Raw genomic sequence first — 13,574 nt, 5'->3', positions numbered from 1 at the left:
CGAGGTAAGCGATGGCATGGACCTCGCTTTTCCAATCGCCCTGTCGCTGATCGCCGCCGCCATGTGGGGTATTTCCGCCCACATTCAGCGGCTTGGCCTCGACGGCACAGATGCACTCACCGGCGCATTCGTCTCGGTCGGGACCGGCGCGCTCCTCATGTGGAGCGCAGCGCCGTTCTTCGTTCAGTCTGCATGGTGGACCCATCCCGCGACGCTGATCTTCCTTGCCGTCGGCGTGATCTTTCCGGCGCTGGGGCAGCGGTTTCAGATCGCGAGCGTGGACCTCGTCGGCGCGTCGCTGACAGCTTCACTCTCCTCCGCCGCCCCGGTGGTCGCTGTGACCATCGGCGTGCTGCTGCTTGGCGAAACCCTCGGCCTGCAAGGCGCGCTCGGCATCGCCATCATGGTGACGGGCTTCGTTCTGGCCACGCATTCGCCGCGTGGGATCAAGCGGGGATTTCCGGTCTGGGCGTTGTTCGTCCCCGTCGGCGCGGCGGTGGTCCGCGGGATTGCCCAGCCGGGGCTCAAATTGGGGCTCTCCGATCTTCCGAGTCCGGCCTTCGCACTTCTGATCGGCACGACAATGTCCACGGTCACCCTCGGCTTACTGCTTCTGCCGCGTGCCGTGCGTGGCCGGGTGTCCCTCGGAGGCGGGTGGATCTGGTTCGTGCTGAACGGCGCGATGTTTTCGCTGGGAATACTCTGTCTCAACATGGCCCTGTCGCGCGGGACCGTCACGCTCGTCTCGCCGCTCGCAGCAACGACGCCGCTCTGGACGCTGGCCTTTGGCGCTCTCCTGTTCAAGCGGGAGCAACTGGGCCTCAAGCACTTGGCCATCGCGCTCATGGTAGTGATCGGTGCGGCGCTAATCGTCACCCGGTGACACCCATCCTTGCAGCGGTGCGGTCCTGTCCTCGGCTAATGCGGGTGTCGAAAGACTTGTCTGAAGTATGCTTAGTTTCGCAGTGCGGAATATAATTCTGAAAACTGGACAGGTGGAACCCTCCCGATTAACGTGACTCTGTGACCCATTTGTTCGCGCTATCGAACCGCGTCGGGTCCATACAGGGAGGAACACACATGAACAGGAATTTACTCGCCGCAATCGCGGCTCTTGGGCTGTCGTCGCCCGCTTTCGCTCAGACGCCGGACTATGGCGACGCGGCCAACTGGCTGTGCAGGCCGGGTGTCGAGGGGCCCTGCGCTGCCAATCTCGATACGACAGTGATCGAGGCGGATGGAAGCACCCGGCGCGAGGACTTCGTCGCTGCAGAGGACCCGGGCGTCGACTGCTTCTACGTCTACCCCACGGTCTCGACCGATTCGACGCCCAACTCCGACATGCAGGCCGACCCGGCGGAACGCACCGTGGCCGAGCGCCAGTTCGCCCGTTTCGGCGAAGTCTGCCGCCTTTATGCTCCGCTTTACAGGCAGGTGACACTCGCGGGTCTGCGCGCGCAGCTGTCGGGGAGCAACGCCGGGACGGATTGGGCGATGGCGATGGGCGACGTGGGCGCGGCTTTCCGGCAGTACATCGAAAACGACAACGACGGGCGCCCCTTCGTCCTGATTGGCCACAGTCAGGGCTCGATCATGCTGGAACCGCTTATCGCACGCGCCGTCGCCGGAACGCCGCTGGCCGATCAACTCCTGTCCGCGATCCTCGTCGGAACCAACGTCGAACGGCCGACAGGTGAACCATCAGGCGGCGATCTCGCATCCTTGCCGCGGTGCGAGTCGGCGCAGGACACCGGGTGTGCGATTTCTTATGTCACGTTTCTCGAGGGCGCGACGCCGCCGGAAGGCGGATTGTTCGGGCGCGCGGAAGGGGAGGGGATGCAGGTTGGCTGCACCGACCCCGCAGCACTCCTCGGTCGTGATGAACTCATGCCGTATTTCCCCGTGGAATACGGCGGCTCGGCGCGGCAGGGCGACCCCTGGCTGGCCGATGGCGAGATCGGAACCGGTTGGGTTTCCACGCCCGGGCTCCTCAGCGCCGAGTGTATCGACCGGGACGGGGCGCAGTTTCTGTCGCTCAAGGTCCATGCCGAACCGGAAGACCCGCGCGCAGACGACATCGGCGGAGAGCTGACCGTCATGGGCAACCCCTCACCGCAGTGGGGCCTCCACCTGATCGAGATGTACGCCACGCAGGGCGACCTGATCGAGTTGGTCCGGCAGCAGGCCGCCGCCCACATGACCGATTGACAGGCCGGGGCGTCGGCAACCCGTCGCCCCGAAGCAACGACGCGTCAGCCTGCGAGATCGACGGCTGCGACGTAGCGCCCGTCCCATGCCCTGTAGAACATGACGGTTCCGGAGACCGTGCCGTTCACGACGGCACGCCGCACCACGTTGGATGACAGCCCGCAGAACGCCGTCACCTCGGCAGAGCCCAAAAGCTGACGACGCTGCAAATTCACGAAGTATCCGTCGCGGCTGTCGAAGGCCGTCGATTTCCCGAATTTATGCACGTTCGCGCGGTCCTGTTGAAGGACGGCCGCAGCGCTCTGCAAACGTACACCCTTGGAATTGAAATGGTCGAAATCCGACCAATCGGCCGTGTAGCGCACGACGAACGTGCCGGGAAGTTCGGACGGGTCGGACGTGTAGGGGATACAGTCCTGAGCGAGGGACGGTGACGCGGCCAAGGCTACGAGGAGCGAGAAAAGGGATGTGAGCTTCATTGAGTCCTCCTTTTCCCGATAATACGCGCGGCCGCAGGAGCCATCCATGCGACAGATCAAGTCGACTAGTCGCATGGGCAAGGCCGGTTCGCTCGGGTAAATGAGGTGCAAAGGAGTGCCCATGCAGCCCCAGATTCCCCTGACCCGAGACCTTGTGCTGATCGGCGGCGGCCACGCTCATGCGCTCGCGCTGCGGAAGTGGGGCATGGCACCCCTACCGGGTGTGCGCCTGACGCTCATCAACCCCGGTCCGACTGCGCCGTATTCGGGGATGCTTCCCGGGCATATTGCCGGGCATTACAGCCGGACAGACCTCGACATCGACCTCGTTCGGCTCGCGCGGTTCGCCGGGGCCCGGCTGATCCTCGGCGCGGTGGACGGGCTGGATGCGCAGGCTCGGACCGTGCACGTCGCGGGGCGGGGAGACATTGGGTATGATGTGGCCTCGGTCGATATCGGCATCCACGCCGAAATGCCGGGGATCGAAGGGTTCGCAGACCACGGGATCGGGGCCAAGCCGCTGGATCGGTACGCCTCGGCATGGGAGCGCTTTGTTGCCGAGGTTGTTGATGGCGGCGCGCGGCCCGAGGTTGCCGTGATCGGTGGAGGCGTGGCCGGAACGGAGCTTTCGCTCGCCATGTCCCATAGGCTCACCGAGGCGGGCGCATCGCCGCGGGTGACGCTCATCGAGGCGGGCCCGGATTTGACCGGCTTCACGCCCCGTGCGCTGTCCAGCGTCCGAACGGCGCTCGCCGATCATGGTGTCGAGGTGCTGACGGGTAGCGGGGTGGCACAGGTCGCGCCGGATCACGTCATCCTCGTCGATGGCAGGACCATTCCGGCGGCACTAACCGTTGGCGCGGCAGGCGCTTTCGCCCATTCCTGGCTGGCGGACACAGCGCTGCCGACCACGTCCGAGGGCTTCCTCCGCGTCGGCCCCACGCTTCAGGTGGAGGGGCACCCGGAGCTTTTCGCCGTCGGCGACTGTGCACACCTCACCGAAACGCCGCGCCCGAAAGCCGGGGTCTTCGCCGTGCGCGCCGCGCCGGTTCTCGCCGCGAACCTCAAAGCGGCGTTGTCGGGCGGCCCGATGCGGTCGTTCCGCCCGCAGAAGGACTTTCTCAAGCTGGTCTCGCTCGGCGGCAAATCTGCGCTCGCCTCCAAGTGGTCGCTTGCGGCGGCCGGTCCGCTCCTTTGGCAATGGAAGAACCGGATCGATCAGAAATTCATGGACCGTTTCCGCCACCTGCCCGACATGACCGCACCGGGATTGCCGGCGCAGGTCGCAGATGGCGTGCGTGCGGAGCTTGGGACGGACGCGCAGATGTTGTGTGCCGGCTGCGGGTCCAAGGTCGGGCCGGACGTGCTTGCCGCCGCGCTGGCGCGGATGCAGGCAGGCCCCGGGCGCAAGGATGTCCTGTCTGGGCCCGGAGACGACGCCGCCGTTCTCGATATCGGCGGGGTGCGGCAGGTTCTGACCACCGACCATCTGCGCGCGTTCACGGAAGACCCGGCCCTGTTTGCCCGGATCGCTGCTGTTCACGCGCTTGGCGACATCTGGGCGATGGGGGCGGAGCCGCAGGCCGCACTCGTCTCGATCACCTTGCCGCGCCAGTCCGAGCCGCTACAGGCCCGCGTGATCGCCGAGATCATGGCAGCGGCCGAGGATGTCATCACCGCTGCCGGTGCGCAGATCGTCGGTGGTCACAGCACGATGGGGGCCGAAATGGTGCTGGGCTTCACCCTCACCGGGCTGGCCCCCCGAGATCCCATTTCGGTCGCAGGCGCAAAACCGGGCGACGCCGTGATCCTCACCCGGCCCATCGGAACCGGCACGCTTCTTGCGGGTGAGATGCAGGGCAAGGCGGACGGCCGCGACGTGGCCGAAGTCCTCGCCACCATGGCCCGACCGCAGGGCGCAGCCGCCGCCGCACTGGCCGGCGCCCATGCCATGACGGATGTGACCGGCTTCGGCCTCGCAGGCCACCTTGCCGCCATCTGCAAGGCGTCGGGCGTCGGGGCGGAGATCGACCTTTCCGCCGTTCCGACCTATCCGGGCGCGCGGGCGCTTGCGGCGCAGGGCGTGCGCTCGACGATCCATGCCGCGAACGTCGCCGCCGCGCCGGTCGCGGGAATGGGGGACAATGACCTTATGGCGCTGCTGCATGATCCGCAAACCGCCGGGGGCTTTCTCGCGGTCGTGTCGCCGGATGATGTCGCTGGATGCCTCGCGGCCATTGCTGCGACGGGTGAACCCGGCGTCGTGATCCGGCGGATCGTTGAAGGCGCGGGTCTGTCTGTCGCCTGAACGGTCAGCCGTAGGTATTCACGAGGTCGCGCGCGGTCGCGGACAGGGACGCGTCCGACAGATCGTCGAGATTCAAGACCTGTTCAGGCTCGGCCTCCCGCCGAATCCGTTTGTATCGCGGGTCGTAATGCGTGCCGATCAGGGCCTCCGCCAGCGCTGTCCAGTCGCCAGCCGCCGCGAGCTCCTTCCATCCGCCAATGACCTCGCGCCCATGGTAGCATACGAGCTGGTCGAGGGTGGCAGCGAGCCGTTCCGGGTCGTCAACGATATCCGGGTAGGTGGCGACGGAATGGCGCGCGCGGGCGGTGAGCGGGGCCGATATTTCGACATAGGGTGCTGCGAGCATCGCTTTCCATAGCGACGGTGGGACGAGCACCTCGCCCACCTTGCTGCTCTCGGCTTCCACGAACACGGGCCGAGACGGGTCGAGCCTTGCGAGCGTCATGGCGATGCCCGACTCGAACGCCTTCTGGCTCGGTTGCGCGCCGCCCACCAAGCCGAAGAGCGACCCCCTGTGCGAGGCGTGCCCTTCGAGGTCGAGCACCTGACCGCCCGAGTCTCCGATGTGATGCAGAAGCCGCGTCTTCGCCGACCCTGTCCCGCCGTCGATCAACATAAGCCGGTGGGGCAGGGCATCCCGGTGGAGCATATCCACGACCAGCCGGCGGTAGGTGCGGTAGCCCCCCTCAAGCACATCCGCGCGCCAGCCGATCTGGCTCAGGATCGACGCGAAGGAATTGGAGCGTTGCCCGCCGCGCCAGCAATAGACCAGCGGTTTCCATCCGCCGTCGCGCCCCGCCAGCGGCCCCTCGATATGGGCCGCGGCATTGCGCGCGACCAGCGCCGCGCCGATCTTGCGGGCCGTGAACGGGTCCTGCTGCACATAGATCGTGCCAACCCGTGCGCGCTCGTCATTGTCCAGCACCGGCAAGCTCATTGCCCCCGGCACCCGATCCTCGGCGTATTCGGCGGGCGAGCGCGCGTCGATGATGTCGTCGAAACCGAGCGCGTCGAGATCGGTGAGCGAGGTAAGCCGGACGGCCATGGGCACTCCTTCGGGGCCGGGCCGCGCCCGGTTTCGATTGCGGGGTTTAGCCGAACCGCCCGGTCAAGGCCAGCCGGGGCTTGCGCCGGCGCACGGTGCGTCGGAAACTGCGCCATGAGCGCCGACGATCCGATCCTGATCTATTGCCGCTGGGAGGCGGCAGGAGGCATCGAGCGCGTCTCTCTGCGCCTGCGTGATTTCCTGCGCCGTCACGGTGTCGCAGCGGAACTCGTCTGTCGCGGCGGTGGCGAGGTTTATGGTGCCCGCGCCCTGCCGGTGGAGGCGTTGAAGCTGCGGGGACGTCGTCTCGTCGTTTCCCGCAAGCGCGATCTGCTCGAGATTGGGCCGCGCGCGCTGACCGCGCGTCTTGTCTATTGGCGTCACGTTCCGGTCGTCGGCGGCGTGGCGCGGCGAGGCCTGGACCGGGCCTTCATCGAAGCGATGAGCCACATCGGCCCCGTGATCTGCGTCTGTGACGAGCTGGCCCGAGACATTTCCGGATTGCCCTTCGTGCGGCGACGAGCAATCCGGTCAGCACTATCACCCGTCGCGGCGAACCTCCCGGCCTCGGTCGCGATCCGTGCGTCGGCGGAGATGGGCCACCTTGTCCACGTCGGGCGACCCGGAAGGCAAAAGCGGTTCGATCTGATCTGTGTGGCCATCGGGGACGCGCGCGCGCAAGGACACCGCGTCCAACTCACGGCCTTCGGATATCCGGCGGACCAGCCGGTGCCGGAGGGGGTCACGCTCGCGCCCCCGGGCGCGGACCCGCAACCCGCACTCGCCTCGGCCGATGCGCTGGTCGTCTGGTCCGACTACGAGGGCTTTCCCACGATCATGGTTGAGGCCGCCCTTGCCGGGTGCCCGATCCTTGCGAATGGCTTTCACACCGGCCGCGCGGACTTCGTGCGTCGCATAGGGCCCGTCACTGAAATCGACCCGTCCCCAGACACACTCACTCGTGCCTTTACGCGGCTTGCGCGAGGCCGCTATGATCTTACCGGGGTTTGGGACGAGGCGCTTTGGCCAGTCTGGCAGGAGGCGCTTGGTCTGGAGATATCGGTAGAATGTCGCGATCTGGCGCGTTCTGACGCCGATACAACCGGTCTGCGCGCGTCGAAGGTTTGAATAATGCTATACAGCGCAACCACCGTTTCAGGGCATTCACGCCTGATCGCCACCGAAGATGACCTGCACGACTGGCTTGTGAGACCGCGGAAGATGTCGGAAGTCGCCTGGTATCTGAACCCGTACACACTGGCTCTCCAGCGCGCCGGTCAATTCCCGGTGGGGGCCGACGACTTCGTGGTGGCCGACGGCGGGGTGATGGCGCGGTTGGCTGCGCGGGTGGCAGGCAGGCCCTGCGAAAGCCTGTCTTTCGATTATTCGGCAGTCGGTTTGCGGGCAATTGACCGGATCGCGGCGGCCGGCCTGCGCCTCGCCCTTGTTGGCGGTACGGCGCAGGAAGCCGCAGGTGTCGCCCGGTGTCTCGAGGATCGACACCCGGGCCTCGACATCGTGTTGGCGCGCTCCGGCTATGACATCGCCGGGCGGCAGGTGCTCGACGAACTCGCGCGTGCCGAGCCGGACGTGGTTCTGTTGTCGGTCGGGAGCCCGTGGCAGGAGCAACTGGCGCTTCAGGCGAAAGCGTGGCTCGCGAAACCGGCGGCTATCGTGACCTGCGGCGCGTTTGTCCACCAGACGGCACGACATCCCTATTACCCAGATCCGATCGTGCGGCTGAACATGCGCTGGCTGTACCGCGCCCTGCGGACGCCGCATGTGGCGTTGCGGATCGCACGGTATTATCTGCCGTTCGTCACGCGCGCCATGCTCAGACAGCCGACGCTGCCCTTCCGGCGCTAGTCAGACGAACTCTGCCTGATCCTCGCGCGCGGCGATCTGCAAATCCTTCAGGAAATGCGGGTCGGCGGCGTGGACCCGGTTCCACGTCGGGATGAACGGTGTCTCGTGCGGGTTGTCGAGAAAGATGTTCCCGGCGCGGATGATGTTCTCGGCAAAAAGCTCGATCGACTTCTCCTCGCCATGCCGGTCGATCAACAGGCCGTTCATCTTGGCGTCGTTGTAATAGCCGTCGAGCAGGTCGAGCGCCTGGCGGTAATACGTCGCCTTGAGCGTGCGGAAGACGTTGGGCGTAAACACGGTTCCGTCTGCGGCGAGCTTGCGGAAGATCGCCTTGCAGATGTCAGTGGACATGCGGCTTAGCCCGGTCGAAGCATCCTCGGCCGACAGGTCCTGATGCTTGTGGTCATAGGCATCCGCGATTTCGACCTGGCAGACCGATTTCGGCGCGAGGTTTCGCCATGCCTCGGACAAGACGCCGATTTCCAGCCCCCAGTCCGACGGGATGCGCAGGTCGGGCAGAATCGCCGTGCGCATCGCGAATTCACCCGAGAGCGGATAGCGGAACGAGCGCAGGTAGTCGATGTAATCGCGGTCCCCGATTACCTTCTTGAGGGCGATGAGAAGTGGCGACACCAAGAGGCGGGTGACGCGACCGTTGAGCTTGCCGTCCCCGATCCGGGGGTAATATCCCTTGGCAACCTGGTAGGGGAAAGTCGGGTTCGCGACCGGATAAACCAGCCGCGCGAGCATCTCGTTGTCGTAGGTCAGGATATCGCAGTCATGGATCGCCATGACCGCGCTGTCGGCACATCCGATGAGATAGCCGATGCAGGACCAGACATTTTTGCCCTTGCCCGGCTCTTGCGGTGCGAGGCCGAGGTTCTCCAGCCGCGCCTGCATTTCCTGCATCCGAGGGCTGTCGTTCCAGATGACGATGTGGTTCTGGGGCAGCCGTGCAAAAAACTCCCGCGCTTTGCGGAACTGGCTTTCCTCCGCGCGGTCCAGCCCGATAACGATCCGGTGCAGGTACGGGACCTTGGAGAGCTCGTCGATGATGTGGCTCAGCGCTGGCCCTTCGAGCTCCGAGTAGAGTGAAGGCAGGATGAGGCTGATCTTACGGGTCTGGGCGAAGGCCGCCAGCTCGTAATTCAGCTCCTCGACCCCGCGCGAACGCAGGTTGTGGAGCGTCGTGATATTGCCGTTCTGGTGAAAGTCAGCCATGCCGCGCCCCGTTCTGCGAAAGGTCCAATTCGTCAATAACTTGGCCCACCGTAATGTTCCAGCCTTCGGGGCCGGGATGCGGCGCGCGCCGGATGCGACCCTCTGTCTCGCCCGGCAAATCGGGGAGCGCCGACCCGTGCGGGTTCGGGATGATGACGCCGATATCCGCGGACGCGATCATTTCGGCGTCGTTGGGCGCGTCGCCGAGCGCCATCGTGCGCAGGGGTGCAAGCCTGTTTGTGACCTCAGCCATCGCGTCGGCCTTGGTGCGCCCGAACGACAGGGTAAGGAAACGGCCCCCCATCCGGGCCTGAACGCCCGCGCGGGCAAGTGCTCCAATGAACTCCTCCCGGTCCGCGTCGCTGCCCGACCATGTCCCGGGTTCCGAAAAAAGGCGCCGCTTGGCCTGTGTGGCGGCATCGAAGGACAGGCCGGTCACCTCCGCCACGCCCTGTGCGTCCAGATCGCCGAAACCGGTGAAGGACGCGCGCAAGGCGTCGGGCAGGGCATCCAGCGCGTCCCGAAGGCGCAGATAGTCATCACCGGCCCCCTGCGCCTTCGCGCCCGGCGCGATCACGCCAGCGCCGTTCTCGACAATGGCGGGCCAGGCCTCCAGCCCCATCGCCGCGCGCAGCGGGATCACCTCGGCGGCGGTCTTGGAGGTGGCGAGGACGCAGCCGCCCCCAATCGCCAGCAACCGCCTCATGGCAGGGCGTGCGGGCGACCAGTCGTAACTGGCATGATCGAGCAGGGTCCCGTCGAGATCGGAGAAGACGAGCAGCGGGATGGGCCGGTCGGGGTCGGACAAATGCCCCTCCTGTGCGGATCAGTGGTCCAGCCGATTGGACAACACGGCGCGCAGGGCCGCAACGTCGAATGGCAGGTTCATCGCCTCAAAAACCGGGCGCAGGGAAGACGGGTCCGTCACCGTCGTGTCGTGGTGAAGATGAACTGCGTGATCCGGGTGGCTGGCTGTATAGTCGGCAAAGCGCGCATCCAGCCGTGCGACCATCCGGGCCACATCGCCGGGTGGGTGCTCGGCCCACCATTTCGAGGCCGCGACATCCGCCGCCGCCCGGGAATTGAACAGGATCATCGCGTTGGGAAAGCTGCGGCGCAGCGTGTCGATGTAGGTGTCGAACCTGTCCTCCCACGGCTGAAGGCGGATTTCCTTGAACCCCAACCAGCGGACGTCGTGGGGGGGACGGATGACATGGGCTGCAAAGGCGAGGCCAAGCGCCGCCTCCAGCGCCCATTCGTCGATCATGTCGGCTCCGTGCCAGGGATGGTCCGGCCCGCGCGGGTCTTGCCCCCAGGTCATGTGCGCACGCGTCGCGCGCTCGCTCGCCGTCACCAGCGCGCCGAATGCGTCAAAGCTCTCGCCCGCGATATGGACGCCCGGCGCGCTGTTGAGGAGCGCCTGAAGGAGGGTGGACCCGGATCGGCCGTAGGTGAGGATGAAGACGGTGCCCTCGAGCCGCGGAAACCGGCGCCGGAATTTCGTAAGCAGATCCGGCGCGGGGCGTCCGATCATGGCGCGGAACCGGTCTCCAAGCCGCCCGATCATGGATGCAGCCGTTCGTGGATTTGCGAAGCGCGCACGAGCGCGGCGGCACCGCGGAGCGCGTCCGACACCGACGAATCTGCTGCCGCCTCTGCCAGGCCGGCGAGCGCCTCACCCTCAGCCAGGTCCAGCGCGATCCGTTGGGATGCCGGGCGCAGGAGGTCGCAGTAATGCGACACGACCGAGCGCAGAGAGAGGGCACTGGCGGGAGCGCCCCGCAGAAGTCGCGCAAGTCGGGCGTATCCCGCGTTGATCGCCGCGATCCGAGCGTCGAGGTCGGCCAGTGAAACCACCGATACAGTGACACCGTCATCCCCGCCTGCGCGGCGTTTCGCATAGCGCGCGACCTCAAGCTCCGCCGGGCCGGGCGTCACGTTCGCCAGTGGGATGTCCGCGCGGCTATAGGGTATCGTCCGCGTTGCCCAGAGCAGCCGGTGCACCTGCGCGCGCGTGGGGCCGCCATAGCCGATTACCCGTAGCGAGCTGGGGCCAAACGCCGCCGCGAACCGCGATGCAATAGGGGCTTGTGCGAGGAAATCCGGGTTCAGACCGGCGAAAAAGCTCAGGAACGTCGGACGTGGGCGCGGCGCGCGGCAGACTTGTGCGTACCACGAGGTCAGGAGCGACAGCGGCTCACGCACCGTGAATATCGTGGTCACGCGATGCGGGGCGAGCCGACTGGCGAGGTCTGCCAACGCCGCCTGCGGGTCGTTGCACAGTGCAAGCTGCACAAATTCCTCACTGGAGATCAAAGCTCTGCGCGCCGGAGCGCTTGAAAGTTCATTTTGAAGCCGCGCATATGCCACGTCAGCGTCCGGGCCGCCCCGATACCAGGACGGCGCGACAAACCCATGGGTCTGCGCGAGCGGGACCGAAAGCCCCGCGTGGTTCGTCGGCGCCACGGGCAGCCGTCCCGCCTCGACATAATGCAGGCCACGCCGCGCGAGGCCTTTTGCATTGGCGGCGCAGTAGGCCTGAAACGCCGTGGTCCCGGTCTTGTAATGACCGATATGAAGGTAGACCCGCATCAGTTGAGCCAGCGAAAGCGGCCGAGCGCCCAGCGGTAAAGGCGCAGGAGGAGTGGCATCAGTGCCGGAAACCGCCGCCCGAGCGAGCGCCCGGCGACGACCACGCCGTGTTTCCAAGTGTCAGCACGCAACAGGCGGGACGGGAGGCTGCGGTATCGGCGCGTCGACTCGAGGACTTCGAACCAGAACGGCGTTTCGGCCAGCGCGCGCCAGAACAGCCCCGCGAATTCCACGTCCGGTTCCCGCCACGGTTTCTGATGCGCGGCGGCGAAATGGACGATGAAGGGGTCAGCCTTGGCCGCGAGCGCGGCATTCCGGATCGGCACCGGTACGTTGTCATAGGCCCCACGGTCGGAATTATGCACGTTGTAGCGCGGGGGGAGGGTGAGGGCTTCATCCTTGAACACGACGTTCAGAATGTCCTGGTCGCGAAAGAAGTATCGGTTTCCCGTGACCCGCCTCCGCAGGTCCGCGCCGACCGCTGCCACGTCCATCGCCGCAAAGTTCAGGATCAGAACACCCGCGTTGAAATACCGCGCGATCTCGTCGTCCGCCAGGCCGAGGTCACCCGACAGATAGTCGTACAGGTCCGGCACCGCCGGGTCTCGGGTGCGGACGCGCGTTGCCAGCACGCGGGTCATCAGCGCGTCCGTCACGGCGGCGATCGGCGCGTTCCCCATCTCGGTATCGAAGAGCTCTGCGACGTCGCCGCACAGGACGAGATCGACGTCGAGATAAACCAGCCGCCTCACCTCCGGCAGCAGGTCGAACAGCAGGAAACGGTTGTAGGTCGCGTTGGACGGCGCATGGTGGCGCGCCCGGTATTCTCCCGCGAACGGCTGTGCGACGTTGATCGGGTGGAGCGAGATTTCCGGGTAGGCGACGAGGACGGAAGCCAGCAGATCCAGGTCACGAGGCCCGATGTTTTCATGCAGGTAGAACAGGTTATAGTGCCGCTCGGGGTCCGTATGCCGGGCGAGCGAGGCGACCATAGCAGCGGTCTGCGGCAGATAGGCCCTGTCGGAGGTGAAGGCCACGTTCACCTCGGTCTCCCCATTGAAACGGTCGCCACGCGCGTAGGGGATAACCAGGCTGCGTGACAGGTTCAGGATGTTGACCCGCCGCACGACAGTCTCAGGATTGTCGCGCAAGTACTTGCGGACAAACACCGTGAACAGCCGCTCCGAGACGAAGCCGAGGTAACGCGCGTTATAGGGGCTGACGTGGGGGCGCGGGATGTCGGCCGCGCGCAGCGCTTCCAGCAGGTTGAAGGCCCAACTGCAATAGGCGTCGATGATGTCGCGTCGCGCGTACACCATGTTTGCCAAGAGAAGCTCGCGGCCGTCCAGCACCGCGCGGAAATCCTCCAGGTATCCGGGCGACACGTCGGCGATGCGGGCCTCGACAAAGGCGAGGTCGCGGGGGTCGTGCTGGTCTCGGTAATTTTCGGCCACCGTCATCGGCATCCGATGCGCGACGGGGAGCACGAGGTCCACGCCCGGATGCGCGGCCAGCCAGTCATCGGTCTGTTGGGCATAATCCTCGAGCCGCAGGGCGTCCGGCCAGACTTCGGCGGCGGGCGAGCGGTGGTCGCCCGCAAAATCCAGAAACCGGCGGTAGTGCATCAGTCCGATATGGGTCGAGGTCGTATCGTTCTTCCACACCCAGTAAAGCGTCGTGAGCTCTGAATACGCGCCGTTGTGGGGTGACAGGGTCTCGCCGGTGTCGTCACCGATCATGCCCGGCAGGGGGGCGTCGGCCAGCGCCCGACCCGCATGGATGGGCGTGATCGACGCGCTCGTAACCACGGGCGCGGGGGCGTGATGCGCCGTGTAGATCGTGGCCTTCATCTACG

Annotated in this window: 12 protein-coding genes; 5 read left to right on the top strand and 7 right to left on the bottom strand. The window is 66.1% G+C overall.

Features of this window, described 5'->3' with window-relative positions; translation table 11 throughout:
• Positions 1-16: 16 nt before the first annotated feature.
• Positions 17-883 (top strand): DMT family transporter, encoded by an 867-nt coding sequence (locus tag B2585_RS19585; RefSeq protein ID WP_292025622.1) that lies wholly within the window; start codon positions 17-19, stop codon positions 881-883.
• Between the two features lie 197 nt (positions 884-1,080).
• Positions 1,081-2,208, top strand: coding sequence for a DUF3089 domain-containing protein (locus B2585_RS19580; RefSeq protein WP_292025621.1), 1,128 nt, complete (start codon positions 1,081-1,083; stop codon positions 2,206-2,208).
• A gap of 44 nt (positions 2,209-2,252) precedes the next feature.
• Here B2585_RS19580 and B2585_RS19575 read toward each other — a convergent pair whose 3' ends face one another.
• A complete protein-coding gene (locus B2585_RS19575) occupies positions 2,253-2,687 on the bottom strand; it encodes a hypothetical protein (RefSeq protein ID WP_292025620.1) in 435 nt (144 codons plus the stop codon).
• A gap of 121 nt (positions 2,688-2,808) precedes the next feature.
• On the opposite strand from B2585_RS19575, the gene selD reads away from it, so the two are divergent.
• Entirely contained in the window at positions 2,809-4,995 is a 2,187-nt protein-coding gene (gene selD, locus B2585_RS19570) for a selenide, water dikinase SelD (RefSeq protein ID WP_292025619.1), read from the top strand.
• 4 nt (positions 4,996-4,999) lie between these two features.
• On the opposite strand, the gene mnmH is transcribed toward selD, so the two are convergent.
• Positions 5,000-6,040, bottom strand: coding sequence for a tRNA 2-selenouridine(34) synthase MnmH (mnmH, locus tag B2585_RS19565; protein WP_292025618.1), 1,041 nt, complete (start codon positions 6,038-6,040; stop codon positions 5,000-5,002).
• A gap of 114 nt (positions 6,041-6,154) precedes the next feature.
• On the opposite strand from mnmH, the gene B2585_RS19560 reads away from it, so the two are divergent.
• Together B2585_RS19560 and B2585_RS19555 are read left to right on the top strand one after the other, a co-directional pair.
• Positions 6,155-7,168, top strand: coding sequence for a glycosyltransferase (locus tag B2585_RS19560; protein ID WP_292025617.1), 1,014 nt, complete (start codon positions 6,155-6,157; stop codon positions 7,166-7,168).
• 93 nt (positions 7,169-7,261) lie between these two features.
• Positions 7,262-7,906, top strand: coding sequence for a WecB/TagA/CpsF family glycosyltransferase (locus tag B2585_RS19555; protein WP_292025616.1), 645 nt, complete (start codon positions 7,262-7,264; stop codon positions 7,904-7,906).
• On the opposite strand, the gene B2585_RS19550 is transcribed toward B2585_RS19555, so the two are convergent.
• Genes B2585_RS19550 through B2585_RS19530 form a run of 5 tightly spaced genes read right to left on the bottom strand, consistent with a single transcriptional unit; the run spans position 7,907 to position 13,569 of the window.
• Complete coding sequence (locus B2585_RS19550; protein WP_292025615.1) at positions 7,907-9,127, bottom strand: glycosyl transferase; 1,221 nt, start codon at positions 9,125-9,127, stop codon at positions 7,907-7,909.
• Positions 9,120-9,935 carry an HAD-IIB family hydrolase gene (locus B2585_RS19545; protein WP_292025614.1) on the bottom strand — a complete coding sequence of 272 codons (816 nt, stop codon included), beginning with the start codon at positions 9,933-9,935 and terminating at the stop codon, positions 9,120-9,122. Before B2585_RS19545 ends, B2585_RS19550 begins: the two co-directional genes overlap by 8 nt.
• 18 nt (positions 9,936-9,953) lie before the next feature.
• Positions 9,954-10,694 (bottom strand): sulfotransferase, encoded by a 741-nt coding sequence (locus tag B2585_RS19540; RefSeq protein WP_292025613.1) that lies wholly within the window; start codon positions 10,692-10,694, stop codon positions 9,954-9,956.
• A complete protein-coding gene (locus B2585_RS19535) occupies positions 10,691-11,719 on the bottom strand; it encodes a hypothetical protein (protein WP_292025612.1) in 1,029 nt (342 codons plus the stop codon). The genes B2585_RS19540 and B2585_RS19535 overlap by 4 nt, the downstream gene beginning before the upstream one ends.
• Positions 11,719-13,569, bottom strand: coding sequence for a DUF4422 domain-containing protein (locus tag B2585_RS19530; protein WP_292025611.1), 1,851 nt, complete (start codon positions 13,567-13,569; stop codon positions 11,719-11,721). Before B2585_RS19530 ends, B2585_RS19535 begins: the two co-directional genes overlap by 1 nt.
• Between the last annotated feature and the right edge of the window lie 5 nt (positions 13,570-13,574).

The organism is Maritimibacter sp. UBA3975, assembly GCF_002384975.1.
Taxonomy (GTDB): domain Bacteria; phylum Pseudomonadota; class Alphaproteobacteria; order Rhodobacterales; family Rhodobacteraceae; genus Maritimibacter.
The sequence above is the reverse complement of the archived record's forward strand: the minus strand, read 5'-3'. Positions and strand labels throughout refer to the sequence as shown.